Source organism: Fulvivirga sp. (genome assembly GCF_040218215.1).
In the GTDB taxonomy this organism is placed as follows: domain Bacteria; phylum Bacteroidota; class Bacteroidia; order Cytophagales; family Cyclobacteriaceae; genus Fulvivirga.
Genome location: NZ_JAVJQL010000011.1, coordinates 181,115 through 200,857, shown reverse-complemented (window position 1 = coordinate 200,857; position 19,743 = coordinate 181,115). Strand labels below are relative to the sequence as shown.

Here is a 19,743-nt window from a genome sequence, read left to right as displayed (position 1 = left end):
TTTATTATGATTAATGAAAAATAATCATATAACTTTGTGTAACAAATGAAAGCCAAAAGCACACATATTATTTTAGTGCAAGCTAGCCCTGCTAGCGGAATGGCTAACTATGCGCCTACTTTTAGGCCAGTAACTACTTCTAGGCCCTAGGGTCTATACTATTTATAGCGGAGTTACGCACTCTGCTGACCTCCGAAATCTTTTTGACACAATCAATTCTCCAAAAGAGAAATTAATCCATTTCATAATGAATTATATTATTAAGGTGGCTGATGAAAGTCACCATCATTATGCTTCAACCATTTGTAACATGATGGAAGAAGCAGCCCGGGTAAGAGGCACAGGAATAGCAAAACGCGAACCTGAATATATTTGTAAAAAAATGACTGAGGGCAAAGCCGTAATAGCCCTTGACCATGACATGGTTATAGGCTTCTGTTATATAGAAAGCTGGCAAGACAAAAAGTTTGTTGCAAATTCAGGCTTAATTGTACATCCCAATTTCAGACAAACCGGATTGGCCAAGGCCATCAAGCAGGCAACATTCGAATTGTCTAAAAAGATGTTTCCAGAGGCCAAGTTATTTGGTATTACTACCAGTTTGGCCGTGATGAAAATAAACTCAGACCTGGGTTACAAGCCTGTAACTTTCTCTGAGCTTACCCAAGATGATGCTTTCTGGAAAGGCTGTCAGAGTTGTGTAAACTTTGATATTCTAACCAGAACCAACCGTTCCATGTGTTTGTGCACAGGCATGGCTTGCGACCTAAGCAAGGTTACACCAAAAGAAGCTGAGAAAAACAGACAGAAGGCATGGGAAAATTTTATCCAGTTTATGAAAGAGCGTAAAGTGCGCATCCAACAAAAGATGGTCAAATTTCCATTTCTTAAACCAGCATTAAAAAACACAACTGTTGACTCTGAAACAGTTATAAAACATAAACTTCCATGAAGAACAATAAAGTAGTATTAGCATTCAGCGGTGGATTAGACACCTCCTACTGCGCTAAATATTTATCTATTGAAAAAGACTTAGAAGTTCACTCTGCCATTGTAAATACAGGTGGTTTCTCAAAAGATGAGCTTGCAGGCATAGAAAAAAAGGCTGTTAACCTTGGTGTTGCAAGTCATGTTACTTTAGAAAAAACCAGTGAATATTATGATAACATTATCAAGTACCTGATATATGGTAATGTATTAAAAAACAATACTTACCCGCTATCAGTTAGTGCTGAACGCATCTATCAGGCCATTGCTTTGGCAGAATATGCCAATAAAATAGGTGCTTCTGCCATTGCTCACGGAAGTACTGGAGCAGGAAATGATCAGGTGCGTTTTGATCTGGTATTTCAGCTATTAGCTCCTGAACTTGAGATCATCACTCCTATCCGAGACATGTCATTGTCTCGAAAAGAAGAGATTGATTATTTAGCACAACATGGACTCGCCTTAGAATGGCAAAAAGCTCAATACTCCATCAATAAAGGCCTTTGGGGAACCAGTGTTGGAGGTGCAGAAACTTTGACTTCACATCTGGCCTTACCTGAAGAATCCTATCCAAGTCAGGTTGAAAAAACTTCTACTGAAGTGATTGCTCTTCAATTTGAAAAAGGAGAGATCAAAGGTATTAATGGTGATAAGGTGGATCCTGTTACTGCCATTCAGAAACTTGAAGGGATTGCTAATAAATATGGAATTGGCCGCGATATCCATGTTGGTGACACCATTATAGGTATAAAAGGGCGAGTGGGTTTTGAAGCGGCCGCTGCATCAATCATCATAAAAGCACACCACCTGCTTGAAAAGCATACCCTTTCTAAATGGCAATTACACTGGAAAGAGCAGCTTGCTAGCTGGTATGGCATGTTTATTCACGAGGCTCAATATTTTGAGCCTGTAATGCGTAACATAGAGAAGTTCTTAGAAGATACTCAAACCAACGTCACGGGCACTGTAACTGTTGAACTTCATCCATATCGCTTCATTGTTCAGGGCATTGAATCAAAATATGACTTGATGAAATCTGGCTTTGGTGACTATGGCGAGAAAAATAATAACTGGTCTGGTGAAGATGTAAAAGGCTTCATCAAAATTATGGCTAATCCAATGAAAATTTACAAACACGTAAACGACAAAGCATGATTAAAGCAGGAATAGTAGGAGGAACAGGTTATGTAGCCGGGGAATTATTAAGATGCCTTGTTCATCATCCGGAAGTAGAAATCGATTTTGTTCATAGTCATTCAAAACCAGGAGAGCAAATCAGTAAGGTTCATCAGGATATGCTGGCTTCTGGTTTAACATTCACTGACAACGTCAATGCCAATGCAGATGTTGTTTTCCTTTGTCTGGGACATGGTAACTCTATAAAATTCTTAAAGGAACATCAATTCTCGGCAACCACCAAAATCATAGACCTGAGTAATGATTTAAGACTAAAAGAAGACTCAATACTTGATGGAAAGAAATTCATCTATGGTCTTGTTGAGTTGAAAAAGAAAAAAATTCAAACTGCTCAGTACATCGCTAATCCTGGTTGCTTCGCTACTGCTATACAGCTTGCATTATTGCCTCTGGCGAAGCATAAACTCATTAAAGATGCAGTACATGTACACGCCATTACAGGCTCTACTGGTGCAGGACAAGGGCTTACAGAAACCTCTCATTTTAGCTGGAGAAATAATAATTTATCCATTTACAAGGCATTTGATCACCAGCATTTGGGCGAAATAAAGGAAAGCATGTTGAGGCTTCAATCTGATTTTAACCAGCCTATAAATTTTCTGCCGCTACGTGGAGATTTCACCAGGGGCATTTTGGCAAGTGTGTACATGAATTGTGATCTGGAAGAAGATCAGCTCGTTTCATACTTTGAAGACTTTTATAAGGATGAGCTATTTACCATCGTAACTAAAGACAATGTTAACCTGAAACAGGTAGTGAATACCAACTACTGCTTTCTTCAGGTTCAGAAAATTGATGGTAAAGTATTAATCACTTCAGTAATTGACAACCTACTCAAAGGAGCTGCCGGACAGGCGATTCAGAATATGAATTTAATGTTCGGATTGGAAGAGCAAACCGGATTGGGATTTAAAGCTTCCTATTTCTAAAACTGTAATTATGAAAATATCTATAATAGGAGCTGGCAATATTGGAAAAGCTATAGCCAACGGACTTTTAGAAAAAGGTAAAGTTTCAAGCTTATACCTTACCAAGAGAAACCTTGACGATCTAAAGGATTATAAGGGCAACAAAATAGTCACTTTAACAACCGATAATGTTGAAGCCGTAAAAAATACTGACCTTATCATTTTTGCCATACAGCCAAGACATTTTCAAGCGATTCTGGAAGAGGTAAAAGATCACATTACCAAGCAGCATGTCATCATTTCTGCAATTACAGGGTTCAAAATTTCGCAGATTGAAGCTGTTATTGGTGATGATAAACATATAATTCGATCTATGCCAAACACAGCCATTGCTGTAGGCCAATCGATGACCTGTCTTTGTGCCAACAAAAAAGGAAATGAGAAGATGGCTCTTGCCAAAGACATCTTTGAAAACCTAGGTTCAGCTATCGTCATTCCTGAGGAGCAAATGCAGGCTGCTACTGTGATTTGTGCCAGTGGTATCGCCTTCTGGATGCGCCTGATTCGGGCAACCACACAAGGCGCTATCCAATTAGGTTTTGAATCTAAAGAAGCGCTTCATATGTCGGTGCAAACCTGTCTTGGAGCAGCCAATCTTTTGGTAGCTTCAGGCAGTCATCCAGAGCAGGAAATAGACAAAGTGACCACACCGAGAGGATGCACCATTGAAGGATTGAATGAAATGGAACATCAAGGTTTGAGCAGTTCACTCATCAAAGGACTGGTGGCATCCTATGAAAAAATTACCCAAATTTCTAAAGACTAAAAATGGATTTATTTAATGTATACCCAAGATTCAATATACAACTGGAGCGTGCTTCAGGGGTTTATGTATATGATGAAAAGGGCACCGCTTATCTTGACCTTTATGGTGGACATGGAGTAATTTCTATTGGCCATAGCCATCCACATTATGTAAAATCAGTAACCGATCAATTGAATAAAATTGGTTTCTATTCCAATTCTGTTTTAATGCCTATCCAAGAACAATTGGCTAATAAGCTGGGTCAGCTGTCAGGATATGATGATTATCACTTGTTTTTATGCAACAGCGGAGCTGAAGCTAATGAAAATGCCTTAAAAGTTGCCTCATTCCATACTGGTAAAAACAAAGTAGTTGCTTTTAAGCACAGCTTTCATGGCCGTACTGAAGCCGCATTAAATGTTACTGATAATGCGAAACTTAAAGCGCCAATAAATGAAAATGCTTTTCCTGTAGAGCTGATTGACCTCAACAACAAAGAACAATTACTTGCTGCATTGAAGGGCAATGATGTTTGTGCTGTAATTGTTGAAGGCATTCAGGGTGTTGGTGGACTGGATATGCCCACTGATGATTATTTGCAGTTCCTAGAAAAGGAGTGTAAAGCTCATAGTGTCATGTTGATTTTGGATGAAATTCAATCCGGATTTGGTAGAAGTGGAAAATTCTTTGCTCATCAACATGCGGGTATCAAGGCAGATATAATTTCAATGGCGAAAGGTATGGGTAATGGTTTTCCTGTGGCTGGTGTGTTGATCAATCCGGAAATACAGGCCTCAAGTGGAATGCTTGGGACTACTTTTGGTGGAAATCATTTGGCTTGTTCGGCAGCACTTTCAGTTTTAGAAGCAATTGAGAACGAAAAGCTGATGGAAAATGCAGAGACCATAAGTAAGCAATTAATTGCCGAATTAAAGCAGCTTCCAAAAATCAAAAAGATAAAAGGCCGAGGCTTAATGATTGGTGTTGAGTTGGATGAACCAATAAGCCAGCTTAGAAGCAAGATACTCAACGACTATAAAATATTTACTGGTAATGCCTCAACCCCAAATGTGTTAAGAATTCTTCCTCCATTAGGCATAACATGGGAACAGGTTCATCCATTTGTTGAAGCATTAAAAAAAGAACTCTCGTGAAAAACTTTACTTCAATAAAAGATGTGCCTGACGTAAAGGCCCTGCTCCAACTGGCTCAGGACGTTAAAAAACAGCCTTATAATTATAAGAGCTATGGGGAAAACAAAACATTAGGTCTCCTCTTTTTTAATCCCAGTTTGCGCACCAGAATGAGCACCCAAAAAGCGGCTCAAAATCTGGGCATGCAAGTAATGGTTATGAACCTTAATAGTGATGGCTGGCAAATAGAGTTGGAAGATGGCACAGTTATGAATCAGGGAACCCAGGAGCATATTAAAGAAGCAGCTGGTGTTATTTCTCAATATTGTGATATTATGGGGGTGCGGACTTTTCCTTCCCTTACAGATAAAGAAGCTGATTATAGTGAGAAAGTGCTGAACAAGTTTCTTGAACACACCTTAGTACCTGTTATCTCATTAGAAAGTGCTACCCTCCATCCTCTTCAGTCTTTTGCTGACCTTATAACTATTGAGGAGCAAAAGAAAATCATAAAACCTAAAGTGGTACTGAGCTGGGCTCCTCATGTGAGATCATTACCGCAGGCTGTACCTAACTCCTTTGCCCAATGGATGGCAAAAGGAGAAGTTGATTTTGTAATTACTAATCCTGATGGATTTGATCTGGCAGAAGAATTCACAAATGGAACAAAGGTTATCCATGATCAGGATGAAGCGCTAAAAGGCGCTGACTTTGTGTATGCTAAGAATTGGTCTTCTTATGAAGATTATGGTAAGATAAGAACTGATCTCAACCAATGGCAAATCACCAACAAAAAGATGGCCTTGACCAATGAAGGTAAATTCATGCACTGCCTCCCGGTAAGAAGAAATTTGGTAGTGGCCGATGAAGTGTTGGATTCAGAAGCTTCCATAGTATTACAGCAAGCCAATAACAGAACTTATGCTGCTCAAGCCGTGCTATTAAATATCTTGAAAAATGGCAACTGAGTTAAAAGTCGTTAAGATTGGTGGCAATGTTATTGACAATCCAGCCATGCTGGATAGTTTTCTAAAAGATTTTGCATCGCTTGAAGGGCCTAAAATATTAGTCCATGGAGGTGGAAAAAAGGCCACTGAGCTAAGCCACAAAATGGGTTTTTATCCTCAAATGGTAGAGGGCCGAAGAATCACTACAGATCAGGATATCGAAGTGGTGACCATGGTGTATGCCGGGCTCATCAATAAGTCTGTAGTGGCTAAACTTCAGAAGTTAGGAAATAATACTATAGGCCTGTCTGGAGCAGATGGTAATGCTATTCTGGCTTCCAAACGTCCGGCAAAAACCATTGATTATGGTTGGGTTGGTGATATTGAAAAGGTGAATTCCGAATTTTTAAAATCTTTAGTTGAGCAAGGTATCACCCCTGTGCTATGTGCCATCACGCACGATGGTGATGGCCACCTTTTAAATACCAATGCTGATACCATTGCTTCTGAAGTGGCTGTTGCCATGTCAACACTTTACAATACTCAGTTGATTTACTGCTTTGAAAAGCAGGGAGTACTCACAGATGTGAATGATGAAAGCTCTGTTATTCTGGAGCTCAATGAATCTTCCTACAACTCACTAAAGGATGAACAAGCCATTCACTCTGGAATGATTCCGAAACTTGACAACTGCTTCAATGCATTGAAAAAGAATGTCAGAAAAGTGATTATTGGGAGTCCTGATGTTCTAAAAAAGGATTACAAAACCTTCACCGCCTTAACCTTGTAAATGGAAAGCAAAGCATTATATAACAAGGCCATCGAGCTACTCAAGAAGCTGATCTCCACTCCTTCATTATCAAAAGAAGAAGATAATACTGCAGCATTAATTGCCGATTGGTTTAAGAATGAAAACATAGAATGGAAACGGGATCAAAATAATATTTGGGCTACAAACAAACATTTTGATGCTTCCAAGCCGACCATTTTATTAAACTCACATCACGACACGGTGAAGCCAAATAAGGGTTATACAAAAGACCCATTCAATCCAGTGATTGAAGATGGTAAATTATACGGCTTGGGAAGCAATGATGCGGGAGCAAGTTTGGTTAGTTTGATGGCAACTTTCAGTCATTTCTATTCGCAGCAAAATCTTAAATATAATCTAGTAATTGCTGCAACAGCAGAAGAAGAAAACTCAGGCCCTAATGGTCTGGCTCATTTAAAAACACAATTGCCTTCAATTGACTTTGCCATTGTAGGAGAGCCTACAGGCATGAATATGGCCATCGCAGAAAAGGGTTTGTTGGTAATTGATGGAGTGGCCAAAGGAACCGCAGGCCACGCAGCACACCCAAATGATGATAATGCTATTTACAATGCATTGAAAGATATCCAGTGGATTGAGCAATATCAATTTCCAAAGGTTTCTGATCTACTTGGTCCGGTTAAAATGACTGTTACCCAAATCAATGCGGGTCAGCAGCATAATGTAGTGCCGGACAATTGCCATTTTGTGGTAGATGTTCGGGTAAATGAATGCTACAGCAATGAAGAAGTGTTTGACACTATTAATAAAAATACGAAAAGTGAAATGGCAGCACGCTCATTTCGATTGAACTCCTCCTCTATTCCTTTAGATCATCCGTTTGTTCAGGGTGGCATCAAACTAGGAAGAACCACTTATGGATCACCTACTCTATCGGATCAGGCCATCTTGACCTGCCCCTCAGTGAAAGTTGGGCCTGGTGACTCCACTCGATCACATCAGGCAGATGAATACATTTACCTTAATGAGGTTGAAGAGGGTATCGGGTTGTATATAAAAATGTTGAATGAAATAATAAAATAGAACGTCATGTCGAGCCCGACATTTTAGTCGGGAGAGACATCTCCCTAAGCCTTGCTCATAAAAGCTTAGGAAGCTCACCGGGCATGATCAAATAAATTAAACAAACTATGAAACTCTGGGACAAAGGCTATACCACCGAAAATATTGTTGAGCGATTTACCGTGGGTAATGACCGTGTACTCGATCTTAAACTGGCAAAATTTGATGTGCAAGGCAATGCCGCACATGCCAAGATGCTAGCCAAGATTGGAATTCTGACAAAACAAGAATTAGCAGACATTCTCAAAGGGCTGGACGAAATTGGCCAGACTATTGAAGATGGCACCTTCACTATTGAAAATGATTTTGAGGACGTTCATAGCAAAATTGAATTTGAATTAGTCAAAAAAATCGGTGAGGCAGGTAAGAAAATCCATACCGCCAGATCTCGGAACGATCAGGTTTTAGTGGATTTGCATTTGTATGCTAAAGATGAAATCATCCAAATCAAAGGCCTTATCAAAACGCTCTTTGAAACTTTGATCGATCTCGCAGAGCGACATAAAAAGGTTTTACTACCAGGCTACACACACATGCAGATTGCCATGCCCTCTTCCTTCGGGCTATGGTTTGGGGCTTATGCAGAAAGCCTGATTGATGATATGATCATGATGAACGCAGCCTTTAAAATTGCTGATCAAAATCCATTGGGTTCTGCAGCCGGCTATGGTTCCTCCTTCCCTATTGATCGAACTATGACCACTGAATTGCTGGGGTTTGAAACAATGAAATACAATGTGGTAGCCGCACAAATGAGTCGTGGTAAATTGGAAAGATCTATCTCCTACGGTCTTGCCTCAGTAGCCGGAACGCTTTCTAAATTCTCAGCAGATGTATGTTTGTTTATGAGTCAGAATTTTAATTTCATAGGTTTCCCGAAAGAACTCACCACAGGTTCCAGCATTATGCCGCACAAACAAAACCCTGATGTATTTGAGCTGATGCGTGCCAAGTGTAATCAAATCCAAAGTTTACCTGTTGAGATTAGCTATATAATTAATAACCTCACCAGCGGCTATCACCGTGATTTCCAACAGCTAAAAGAAAGCATTATGAATGGCATTGACCAGCTTAAGGACAACCTTGAGGTTTGTAATTTTATGCTTCGACATATCAAGGTCAATGAAAACATTCTGGACAGCGATATGTACGACTATCTCTACAGTGTGGAAGAAGTCAATAAGCTGGTAATGTCAGGCATGCCATTTAGAGAGGCTTATCAAAAGCTGGGCAAAGACATTATGGAAGGCAACTACAAACCAGAAAAGAATGTAAAACACACCCACGAAGGTAGTATTGGGAATTTGTGTTTGGAGGAGATAAAGTCAAAAATGAGTGATGTTATGAAATGAGAACATCCACCTATATTTTAACAACACTAAACTTTCACAATAATAAAAGCTAGCTTTGCAACTTATTTTGAAAGCGCAGCTATGAAACGTATTAACGAATACAAAAAACTTTTTAATGTAACAGGTACCATCGATTTGAAGGAGCTAAAGACTTCTTACAGAAATCTGGTTAAAGAGTGGCACCCCGATAAGTTTCAGGCTGGTGATGCTAAAGCTGAAGAAGCTGAGATCAAAAGTCAGCAGATCATTGATGGTTATCACTTTTTGGTAAGTATTGCTCCTGAAACCAAAGCTGCCACTTTGGAGGAATATAACAACACCATAAATGAATCCGGTATTGCAGATTTCAAGCATAAAGGCCTTTTACTTGAAGTTACTTTTCAGGATGGAAGCGTTTACGAATACTTTGGGGTAACCAGAAATGTGTATATCAAATTCGTGAATGCCGATAAGCCACTGCGTTTCGCCAAAAGAAATATCTTCAACACTTTCCTTTACAGAAAGTCGAAGAAAGCTGAAGTGATGGCTTAAAGGATAGTCTTATCCAAGCGCTGAAATATTTATATTAGCGTCACGACTAATATAAATATCATGAGCATTATCATACAGGGCATTCAGTTTGACGAAAAGTCATCATATCTTACCGGATCTAGGCTTGCTCCTCCGCTTATTAGAAAAGCCCTGAACAGTGGGGCGCTCAATATGTTTGCCGAGAATGGCATTTCTATTGAAGATCTGACTATTGATGATAAAGGCGATTTTGAGATCAAAGGGTACTTTGATATTGAGCATATCACCAAAAACCACCTTGATGAGAACAAGAAGATATTAACGCTTGGCGGTGATCATTCCATTACTTTCCCAATTATAAAAGCCCATTTTGAAAAATATCCGAAGCTTGACATCCTACAAATTGATGCTCATTGCGATTTGTATGATGAATTTGAAGGTGACAAATATTCACATGCCTGTCCTTTTGCCAGAATTATGGAAAATGGTTATGCTACCAGACTGGTACAGGTAGGTATAAGAACGCTAACCACGCATCAGGCAGAGCAAGCTAACAAGTTTGGGGTAGAGATTCACCAAATGCGCAATCTGGATTTAAGTAAAATCCAGAAGTTTGAAAATCCTTTGTACATCACACTTGATCTAGACGGCATTGACCCTGCATTTGCGCCTGGAGTTTCACACCATGAGCCGGGTGGACTAACTTCCCGACAAGTAATTGATCTGATCCATAATCTGGATGCAGAAGTAATTGGAGCCGATATTGTAGAATATAATCCTACCAAAGACTTACATGACATGACCGCCTTTCTTGCCGCTAAGTTGATGAAAGAGATTTTGGTTAAGATGGGTTAAGTAAACATAATACCAGAGGTCTCGTTGATAACTTCGAATCAACAGACAAAAAATGACAACTTTAGTATTGGGTGCTAGTGGTGCCACTGGAAAGCAGTTGGTAGAACAATTGCTAAAGCACGATCAAAAGGTGAAGGTAATTGTTCGTTCATCTGCAAGTGTTCCTGAAAGCTGGAAAGCCAATAATAATATCTCAATCACAGAAGCCAGCATCAATACAATAGGTGCCGATGAAATGGCTGGTTATATTGAAGATTGCCATGCAGTAGCCTCCTGTCTTGGACACAATTTGACATTTAAAGGACTGTACGGAAAACCTAAACAGCTTGTAACTGATGCAGTTAAATTAGTTTGCAATGCTATTGAAAAAAATGCACCAGAGAAAGCCATCAAAGCTGTTTTGATGAATACCGCTGGAAACAGAAACAATGATTTGAATGAACCTATTTCATTTGGGCAGAAATTGATAATAGGCTTGATCCGAGTGCTAGTGCCCCCTCACTCTGATAATGAAAAAGCTGCTGAGTATTTAAGAGCCAAAATTGGACAAAACAACCCATTGATTGAATGGGCTGTTGTGCGCCCTGACACTTTAATTGATGAAGATCAGGTAACAGAATATGATCTTCATGCTTCACCTACAAGAAGTGCGATATTTGATCCGGGTAAAACCAGCCGGATTAATGTTGGACATTTTATGACAAACCTGATTACAGAAAATGATTTGTGGAATAAGTGGAAAGGCCAGATGCCAGTTATTTATAATAGTGAAAATGTGTAGTCCGTTTTTTACTATTCAATGCAACAGGAGAAGGCTAAAATAGAAACCTCTCAGGTTTAATTTCATTTTGCAGATAAAACCTAGGAGGTTTAAACTGTTCTTTTAGAACATATAAAAACACCAGAGAATCTATTACTTTTAATAACTTATGCGACTTCCCTTATTCATTTTAATTTCAATATCTCTTTTTTCCTGTTCAAAGGATGAAGAGCACTGGACAAACTTGCTGGACAAAGAACTTTCCCAATGGGATAATTATTTGAGTTATCGCCATAAGGAAGGTTATAATGGGGACCAACCAAAAGATGATGAAGGAAACCTTATTGAACCCATTGGCGCCAATAAAAATGAGTATGGTGTATTTACTGTAATTGAAGAAAATGGTGAGCAAGTACTGCGAGTAAGTGGAGAGATATATGGCTGTGTTTCTACCAAGCAGGAATATGAGAATTATCACCTAAAACTGAAAATAAAATGGGGTAATGACATCTATCCTCCAAGAGAAAAGCTGCTTAAAGACTCTGGTATTTTATATCATTCGATTGGTAAGAATGGTGCAGAATATTGGCGCTCATGGATGCTGTCTCAGGAATTCCAGATCATGCAAGGGCATATGGGTGATTACTGGTCGCAGGCCACCTCTGTCATTGACATTAGGGCTTACCCACCAGAATATACCATGAGTGCCGTGGCCGATAAAAGCCAGCCTTTCCTATCTATCGGCTCTGGCGAAAAACTAGGTGGGTACTGTATGCGCAGCGCCAACTTTGAAAAACCACAAGGCGAGTGGAACACTTTGGAGCTGATTTGCTTTGAAGGCAAGAGCTTACATATTGTAAATGGTGAAGTGGTGATGATCTTAAAGAACTCCAGATATAAGAAAGATGGCGAGCAAATTCCGATGACCAAAGGCAAGATTCAGTTACAAAGTGAAGCCGCAGAGGTGTTTTATAAAGACATTCAAATTCGCGATCTGGATGCCATGCCTGCCGAATACATTCAATACTTCAATTAATCTCCTCTCAGCACGGTTGAAGGGTTGGTATTTGTTGTTACTGTTATTTGATATGTGAGCGTTACAATGATCAGTAAAAAGAGCAGTCCACCAGAGAGAAGGAAACCTGTACCATTAATGGAAATATGATAAGCATAGTTGGCAAGCCAGCCTTTCATCAGCCAATAGGCCAATGGAAAAATTAACAGCATTGAAGCCAGCGCAAGCAGAATGTATTCTCGGCTCAATAGCCTCAGTGCATTCAGCCAATTTGAGCCAAGTACCCTTCTTATCGCCAACTCCTTTATCCTTAGTTTGATGGTGTAAGCCATCATTCCATAAAGGCCAATAAATGCAATAAGAATGGCTATGAATGTAAACGCTGATATAAGTTCTAATTGCTTCTTTTCTTGCTGGTATTGGTTTTCCAGCTCCTGATCGAGATAGCTAATTTCCAACAGCTGATCAGGGAAGGTGTTTTTCCATAATTCTTCAATTGAACTGTGCATGGCGAAGTCATTAGCAGTATTAATTTTCACAAGCATGTTACGCACCCACAGTGGCTCATAAGTAATAACCAAAGGCCTTATTTTCTCATTAAGACTTTCCTGATGAAAGTCCTTAATCACACCCATCACAGGCCCGTGTTTAAGGCTAAATTCTCCAATTGACCAGTTGATTTCCTTACCTATTGCCTCTTCAGGGCTCCAACCTAACTTTTGACAGGCAGATTCATTGATGAGATATGCCCTTGGCTTTGTCTCAAAGCCTTCAAACAATATAGAGTCAGGCAGATCAAATTGTTGTTGTAAATATTGGGGCAATTGACCTCCTGCTAAAAATTCTATTCCCAAAACATCGGTGGCATTGAGATCCATAATTTGGATGTCCGCTGAGATGGTGTTTTCTGGGTCTCCTAAAACTGTAACTGGTCCCTGGTCCTTCACTGGCACAGAAGGCACCTCCATAACTGCCGTTACATCCAACACACCCGATAGCTGCTTCAATTCATTTTTCAGGCTCTCATATTTGCGCATCACATCGCGGTTATTATTCCTCAGCACCAGAATCTGATCCCCGTTATAACCGAGGTTTTTCTGTGTCATGTAACTGAACTGTCTTTGAACAATCACCATACTGGTAATCAATAGAAGCATAGCTGAAAATTGAAGCCCCAGCAAAATATACTTTTGCACACTTTTGTGGTTGCTGGAGAGTTTAAACCAATTGCTGATCTGTCTGAAGTCTATCCGCATCATTGATATGCTGGTGATAAAAGCAGAGAAAAATGCGATAACTATAGCCAAAGTCATAAGCCCCAAAATCATTTCTATATTAGAAAACACCAGACGATGCCCGACAAACTGTTCAAAGTATTTGAGCCCAAGAGCAAACCCAACAAAGGCAATAGCAACGCTGAAAAGGCCAAGAACAAGTGCCTCCAACACCATATGAATTTTCATTTCTCCTTTGGTAGCCCCCAGACTTTGCCTTAGTCCAAATTCCTTGATCCTGTCCAGCGATTGGATAGTATTGAGATTAATGAAATTAACCATGCCAATAATGAGCAAAAACAGGCCTATGAAAATGAAGATGACAACATACTTGATATTTCCATTGGCCGCTATTTCTCTGCTTAATTGTGAGTGAAGGTGTATGGAAGTCAGCGGCTGAAAGTTGACAGTTAATTGATCTCCTTCCTCCAAAGACTCACGGTCTGCAATAAATTCAGGCATTTGTTCCTGAATGGACTGAATATTGGCTTTATCTTTCAAGAGCAAATAAACATAAGCCCAGCCTGCCCTTTCTTTCTCGCTGTTGATGCTTGTGAGCAATGTAATGGGTAAATGTGTATTTGATGGAGGATCCTTAATAACAGCAGTGACTTTATAGGTCTCTTTAATTCCCTGATCATTCGAAATCTCCATGGTCTGACCAATGGGATCTTCCTTTCCGAAATATTTTTGCGCTGTAGAAGTGGTGAGCACAACGGTATTTGGTGTCAAGGATTCAGCTTTACTACCGGAAATAATCTCCAGATCAAACACATCAAAAACTTCCTTATCTACTGCATAAGCATAATTTTCCCTGAAGTTTTCACTTCCTATCTGGATGTCTCTGGTTCTGAAGGACTGAAACCGCACCAGTTTATCAATTTCCGGAAAACTATTGGGCAGTTCATTTACCCAGCCCTGGTTCATGCGGGCCCAGTGAATGTCATAACCATTGGCATTCTGAAACCGATAAGTTGCTCGGTAAATCTTATCAGCATGCTGGTGGTACTTGTCAAATGACATTTCGTGGGACACATAAGAAAATATGGCCATGCAAACCAAAAAAGTAAGTGCCATACCAAACACATTCATGGCTGTGGTCACCTTCTTTCTTTTCATACTTCGCAGAATCACCCGAATGTAACTCTCGTATATCGACCTGTAAAATTTGGGGCTGTTGAATGAAAATGGCTGCATAAACTGTATTACATTAAATAAGTAAAAAAACGAGGCTGTCACTCTCCCATACTTGCTCTGATGTTGCGTGAACAGCTCAAATAAATCCCCTTCTACTGCTTCCAAAAGGTCTTCATGACAAATAGATGCGAGTACACTCCGCAGCCATTTGGGAGGTATGTTTACTTTTTGGCCCATTGCATTTGGGGTATGGCCGACCACATTGACTCCCGAAGTTCCCTTGTTGCTTCCAGCACTTCCTTACCATCAGCCGTTAGCTCATACAGCTTTTTGGCCTTGCCCCCGCGCACTGCTACCGGATCACCCATATATGATTTGAGATAGCCCTTCTCCTCCAGCCTGACCAGCACTTTATGAACAGAACTGATAAGTACTTTCCGTTTCATATGCGTCTTAAGTTCTTCTAAAATCGAGAGGCTGTAGGCATTATCTCCATTAATGGCCACGCTAAGCAATACCAATTCTTCAAACTCACCTATAGAACTACCTTTCATATATTTTTCACCTTTGTCTACAATTATAAACAAAGGTTTTGAATTTGAGAAATTTTGGGGTCCTCATAGGCTTTACGTCACCTCGAATCCGCCAGTTGGCGGAGAGAGGTCTCCTTCTAGCTATAAGAGGACTTTTCATCCAATTAGTTAACTGATCGCACCTCCTCCTAAGTGGTGATTCAGCAATTAACCCAAACCTTATAGGTTTATTTTCAGCATGAAGATTAAAACCTATAAGGTTTAAATCGCTCAGCCTCCCCGGACCTGTTCCGGGGTCTCTTAGCAAGAAGATGTCCAATGATTAAAGTAGGGATACCGGAACAAGTCCGGCTAGCATGTTCAATTATTTCGATTTTTAGTTACATTTAAGTTAGGGTGGTTCATATCCGCAATATTTGTTGGATATGAACCATAAAATATAGTGCGGATATGCACCATTGTTCATATCCGGTTGTTGTACTTAATTTGAAACCGGCCGGGATCCGGTGCTCTTTAAACAGGCGGTTTTGATTTCAAAGGAAGGGGCCCCGGGGCAAAGTTCAGGAAGAACTTTGGACCTTCAGACTTTTGGCGGCCAGGCCGTTGAAAGGTGGCCCTTTCGAAACGTACGGGACGTTTATAAAAGTCTTCAGTGAAGTTCCCGAAAAAAATTGACAAAGTCAATAGGGAACCTGGCTGGTGCCCCTGGATCAGGAAATACGCCTGCCCTTCGGGTGACGGTTGTTTAGCCCCGTCTAAAAAACATAACCCTCAGCTTTTAAAGGGCAACCGGGGCTTTTCAGCGGAGGCCGGTTCAAACTCCGTTTTTTTCCGCTGCTTGAGCCAGCGGACATTTTTCTAAATTGGCCGAAAGAAAAATTAAAAAAACTAAGTACAACAACACATAAAACTAACCCTTCGGGTCGCAAAGCTTAGTTTTATGCATTCCGTTAGGTCTCGTTTAGGAGAAATGACAGACAAACAGGAACATTTAGAAAATAATGTTAGAATTCTAAGAAATGAACTCGAACAGCTTTTTACCTTTTTCGAGCAAGGGTATAACTATCAAAAAATGGTCTATGAGTTCTGGAATGCAAAGGACATTCTTGGACATATAACTTTTTGGCACGAGAGTTTTGCAAAGAATGTTTCTGATTTAGGAAAGGGTATTAAACCTAAACCATTGAAAGGAAAACTGTCAGAAGTCAACAAACAAAGTGTTGAAACAACAAAAAACGAGTCGATTAAAAACCTGATCACACGATTGAAGGAAGCACAGTGCACAATTGAAGCGTTCATATTTGAAGACACAATCAATATGATACCATATAAAAAGGGTTCACGGGATTATTCAAAAACCGAGCATTTGGAAGTCGTCTCAAATCACATTCACAAACATCTAAAAGATATGTACAAGATATTTGGCAAGGCCAACAAACAAAATTGAATTGCTCGATTTAAGCAGAAAAAGCTATGAACTTTTGATGGATTTCATTGGTAGTTTTCCCGAAAAGGCACAGCGTCTTAGACACTCAGCTGGCGCTCGTTTCCAAAACGAGTGCATTCCATAATCAGAGTTACCTGAAAAGGACTCTGATGTAATTAACAACAAGGAGCTCAAAGTTCTCTTTGAGTTACTCTAATAGAGCTTTAAAATGTTAAGGAATTAGGTAAAACAAATTAAATTTGTGCAGTAGGTCATTAAATATTGGGCTCCATTTGACTGAACCTTAAAATGACTAAAACCGCCAAGCTGCTTCTTATTAAGATAATCCATACCATTATCTGGCTCTTTTTTGTGGCAGTAATATTCTATATTTTGTACTCTGGAGTTTTCAATAAAATTACTGCTTATACCTGGATTGGCATTGGATTAATTATTCTGGAAGGTATGGTTCTTTTAGCTTTTAAAATGTTTTGTCCATTGACACTTATGGCAAGAAAATACTCTGATTCAGAAAAAGAAAATTTTGATATCTTCCTGCCCAATTGGCTGGCTAAAAATAACAAGCTAATATTTACCACAATTTTTACAATAGGACTTATTGTTGTAATTGTTCGTACAATCTATAGTTTGGTTTAATAATTAAAAGGGTTTTCAGCATTCACCTTGTTCTCCAAAGTCATCTTACAGAAGACTTTCACCCGATCAGAGTCACCTGAAAGGGACTCTGATGTAATTAACAACAAGGAGCTCAAAGTCCTCTTCGAGTAACTCTGATTGGGGTTTTATTTCAGGCAATTAGCCCAAACCTTATAGGTTTATTTTCAGCATGCAGATTAAACCTATAAGGCTTAAATCGCTCAACCTCCCCGGACCTGTTCCGGGGTCTCTTAGCAAGAAGATGTCCAATGATTAAAGTAGGGATACCGAAACAAGTCCGCCAAGAGTGTTAGGTTATTTTAGTTTTTATTAGCTTTAGAAAAGGATTTAGCATATTACTCAGATCCTGACATTGTTTTCAATCTTTGTGTCCTAAGCCGATAAAAATATTCAACTAATATATTGTCCCATGAGAAATTCAATCTTGATTCTATTAATTATAACAGCACAGCATGTATTTGGTCAGGATACTGATTATTCCGTTTCCTCCTATCTTACACCTCGTACAAAGGCACCTAATACGCATTACATTGGTGAAGCCTGGCTAAATGCTATTATTCATGATGATGCTGATTTGGGCTACAACATCACAAAAGCTACCTTCAAGGCCAACTCAACATTAGACTGGCACAAGCATGGCTCTGTCCAGATTCTAATCATTGTGGATGGTGAAGCATATTATCAGGAAAAAGGAAAGGAGCCTGTGATACTGGTAGAGGGGGATGTAATTAAGTGCCCAAAGGATATTGAGCATTGGCACTCTTCAACAAAGAATAATGATGTAACCTACCTGGCTTTCTACGGTGGTGAACAGCCCACCATTTGGACAGAGGTGCTTACCCAGGAATATTATGATGGCGTAGCAGAAAAGTTGGGTAAAAAATAAAGAGTGCTAAAATCTACCCCTAATATCCTTGATCAAATACATCTCAAATTCAAACCTCATAGGTTTATTTTTATCAAGCAGATAAAACCTATGAGGTTTAACCAGCGAATCTCCCCGGATTTATTCCGGGGTCTCTTATAGATGCCGGAACAAGTCCGGCAAGGATGTTCAATTATTTCAATTTTTAGTTACATTTAAGATAGAGTGGTTCATATCCTGTTATAAGCAGCTATGGTAGATGTCCATACAAACAAAAAGGAACTGAATAACAAAATGGAAATTCAAAACATATCAGACGTAGAAAATTTTATATTAAATCAAGTTGAAGAAAATATACATCTTGATTACAAGGCTGCTGATGCTCTACAAAAGACTGACGGTAAAAAGAGGGAGATTTCAAAAGACATTTCTGCTTTTGCAAATTCTGACGGTGGCATTGTTATCTATGGAGTAAAAGAGTTTACAGAACCAACAAAAAAATATTTACCTGAAAAAACTGACCCAATTGATAGGAGCGTTATAAGTAAAGAATGGCTCGAACAAGTCATTAACAGTAACATTTCACCAAGAATAGAAGGCATAAAAATTATTCCTATTTCTGTTCTGAACGAGAATGATAAAGTGATATATGTAGTTGAAATTCCTAAAAGCAATACAGCTCATCAAGCAGGCGACCAACGATATTACAAAAGATTTAACTTTGAAAGTGTAGCAATGTATGACTACGAAATTAGGGATGTAATGAACAGAAAGAAATTCCCTAAAATTGAGCTTTCTTTTGAAATTGAACAATATACTTTTGAAGTAAAATCTATGTTTCCGACTATTACAAGGTTTAGTTTCAATCAACCACAAAGACAACCTCAGAAAGTTTTCAAAACAACAAATACTCTTTCAGTTTACGGGCACAATATTGGTGGAGTATATGCTGACTATGTAAACTGTTATTTAGAAATTCCTGCTTCAATACTGGATGATAAAGAATATGACCACATTGATACTTTTGAGAAAGTCGGTATCTCTTATAAACAAATTTACTGCGACAATACAATTAGAGAAGTAAAAGAAGTAACGCCTTTGGTAAATAATACCTACTATAAATATTGGCCTTCAAGATATGACCCACTATTACCAGACACCAATTCAAGACTAAAAAAAATTATATTAAAAAGTAATATTAACGAGTTTTCTGGAACGGTTTTCTGGAAAATAAACGCAGACAATGCTCCTAAAACATTGGGGCAAATTGAACTTATAGAAATTAAAATATATACAAAGCAACAAACAGAAGAAATTGACGAAGAGGATTAACCACAACTGTTAGCATTGACTTTGTTTCAGTCTGGGTAACTTGGAAGCTTGCAGCCTTTACTTCGAATGAACTTCAGTGGTTAGACGAAGCTATATACTCCGACACCTGCCTTTAAGTAAAGGCTACAAATGATA

General features: G+C 39.2%; 19 protein-coding genes and 1 pseudogene. 17 read left to right on the top strand and 3 right to left on the bottom strand.

Translation table 11 applies throughout. The features are described 5' to 3' along the window. The first annotated feature begins 247 nt into the window (after positions 1–247). From RIB54_RS05560 to RIB54_RS05500, 13 genes are all read left to right on the top strand, one after another. Positions 248–952: a GNAT family N-acetyltransferase gene (locus tag RIB54_RS05560; RefSeq protein WP_350099644.1), complete on the top strand. Its 705-nt coding sequence runs from the start codon at positions 248–250 to the stop codon at positions 950–952. Next, positions 949–2,142: an argininosuccinate synthase gene (gene argG, locus RIB54_RS05555; RefSeq protein ID WP_350099643.1), complete on the top strand. Its 1,194-nt coding sequence runs from the start codon at positions 949–951 to the stop codon at positions 2,140–2,142. Before RIB54_RS05560 ends, argG begins: the two co-directional genes overlap by 4 nt. Then, a complete protein-coding gene (gene argC, locus RIB54_RS05550; protein ID WP_350099642.1) occupies positions 2,139–3,113 on the top strand; it encodes an N-acetyl-gamma-glutamyl-phosphate reductase in 975 nt (324 codons plus the stop codon). The genes argG and argC overlap by 4 nt, the downstream gene beginning before the upstream one ends. A 10-nt stretch (positions 3,114–3,123) precedes the next feature. Beyond that, a complete protein-coding gene (gene proC, locus RIB54_RS05545) occupies positions 3,124–3,918 on the top strand; it encodes a pyrroline-5-carboxylate reductase (protein ID WP_350099641.1) in 795 nt (264 codons plus the stop codon). 2 nt (positions 3,919–3,920) lie between these two features. After that, positions 3,921–5,051: an aspartate aminotransferase family protein gene (locus tag RIB54_RS05540; RefSeq protein ID WP_350099640.1), complete on the top strand. Its 1,131-nt coding sequence runs from the start codon at positions 3,921–3,923 to the stop codon at positions 5,049–5,051. Beyond that, entirely contained in the window at positions 5,048–5,998 is a 951-nt protein-coding gene (locus tag RIB54_RS05535; RefSeq protein ID WP_350099639.1) for an N-acetylornithine carbamoyltransferase, read from the top strand. The genes RIB54_RS05540 and RIB54_RS05535 overlap by 4 nt, the downstream gene beginning before the upstream one ends. After that, positions 5,988–6,767: an acetylglutamate kinase gene (gene argB, locus RIB54_RS05530; RefSeq protein WP_350099638.1), complete on the top strand. Its 780-nt coding sequence runs from the start codon at positions 5,988–5,990 to the stop codon at positions 6,765–6,767. The genes RIB54_RS05535 and argB overlap by 11 nt, the downstream gene beginning before the upstream one ends. Next, positions 6,768–7,832 (top strand): M20 family metallo-hydrolase, encoded by a 1,065-nt coding sequence (locus RIB54_RS05525; protein ID WP_350099637.1) that lies wholly within the window; start codon positions 6,768–6,770, stop codon positions 7,830–7,832. It begins immediately after the preceding gene. A 107-nt stretch (positions 7,833–7,939) separates the two neighbouring features. Then, positions 7,940–9,223 carry an argininosuccinate lyase gene (gene argH, locus RIB54_RS05520; RefSeq protein WP_350099636.1) on the top strand — a complete coding sequence of 428 codons (1,284 nt, stop codon included), beginning with the start codon at positions 7,940–7,942 and terminating at the stop codon, positions 9,221–9,223. An 81-nt stretch (positions 9,224–9,304) separates the two neighbouring features. Then, the gene (locus tag RIB54_RS05515) at positions 9,305–9,754 is read left to right on the top strand and encodes a KTSC domain-containing protein (RefSeq protein ID WP_350099634.1); all 450 of its coding nucleotides are present in this window, start codon (positions 9,305–9,307) and stop codon (positions 9,752–9,754) included. 60 nt (positions 9,755–9,814) lie between these two features. Continuing rightward, positions 9,815–10,588, top strand: coding sequence for an agmatinase (gene speB, locus RIB54_RS05510; protein ID WP_350099633.1), 774 nt, complete (start codon positions 9,815–9,817; stop codon positions 10,586–10,588). Positions 10,589–10,640: 52 nt separating this feature from the next. Further along, the gene (locus tag RIB54_RS05505; RefSeq protein WP_350099632.1) at positions 10,641–11,369 is read left to right on the top strand and encodes an NAD(P)-dependent oxidoreductase; all 729 of its coding nucleotides are present in this window, start codon (positions 10,641–10,643) and stop codon (positions 11,367–11,369) included. 148 nt (positions 11,370–11,517) lie between these two features. After that, a complete protein-coding gene (locus RIB54_RS05500) occupies positions 11,518–12,384 on the top strand; it encodes a 3-keto-disaccharide hydrolase (protein ID WP_350099631.1) in 867 nt (288 codons plus the stop codon). Here the strand turns inward: RIB54_RS05500 and RIB54_RS05495 are convergent. From RIB54_RS05495 to RIB54_RS05485, 3 genes and pseudogenes are all read right to left on the bottom strand, one after another. Then, positions 12,381–14,756, bottom strand: a complete 2,376-nt coding sequence (locus tag RIB54_RS05495; protein ID WP_350099762.1) for an ABC transporter permease — start codon at positions 14,754–14,756, stop codon at positions 12,381–12,383. The two genes, RIB54_RS05500 and RIB54_RS05495, sit on opposite strands and share 4 nt — an antisense overlap. A 72-nt stretch (positions 14,757–14,828) precedes the next feature. Beyond that, positions 14,829–15,011: pseudogene (locus tag RIB54_RS05490) on the bottom strand (permease prefix domain 2-containing transporter); the annotation flags it as partial. Then, the gene (locus RIB54_RS05485; protein WP_350099630.1) at positions 14,996–15,361 is read right to left on the bottom strand and encodes a PadR family transcriptional regulator; all 366 of its coding nucleotides are present in this window, start codon (positions 15,359–15,361) and stop codon (positions 14,996–14,998) included. The gene RIB54_RS05485 and the pseudogene RIB54_RS05490, both read right to left, overlap by 16 nt. Positions 15,362–16,277: 916 nt before the next feature. Between RIB54_RS05485 and RIB54_RS05480 the strand changes: the two genes are divergently transcribed. From RIB54_RS05480 to RIB54_RS05465, 4 genes are all read left to right on the top strand, one after another. Further along, a complete protein-coding gene (locus RIB54_RS05480; RefSeq protein ID WP_350099629.1) occupies positions 16,278–16,754 on the top strand; it encodes a hypothetical protein in 477 nt (158 codons plus the stop codon). A 288-nt stretch (positions 16,755–17,042) separates the two neighbouring features. Beyond that, positions 17,043–17,390 (top strand): hypothetical protein, encoded by a 348-nt coding sequence (locus RIB54_RS05475; protein ID WP_350099628.1) that lies wholly within the window; start codon positions 17,043–17,045, stop codon positions 17,388–17,390. A gap of 430 nt (positions 17,391–17,820) precedes the next feature. Next, a complete protein-coding gene (locus RIB54_RS05470) occupies positions 17,821–18,297 on the top strand; it encodes a cupin domain-containing protein (RefSeq protein WP_350099627.1) in 477 nt (158 codons plus the stop codon). Between the two features lie 231 nt (positions 18,298–18,528). Beyond that, positions 18,529–19,608, top strand: coding sequence for an AlbA family DNA-binding domain-containing protein (locus RIB54_RS05465; protein WP_350099626.1), 1,080 nt, complete (start codon positions 18,529–18,531; stop codon positions 19,606–19,608). Positions 19,609–19,743: the final 135 nt, after the last annotated feature.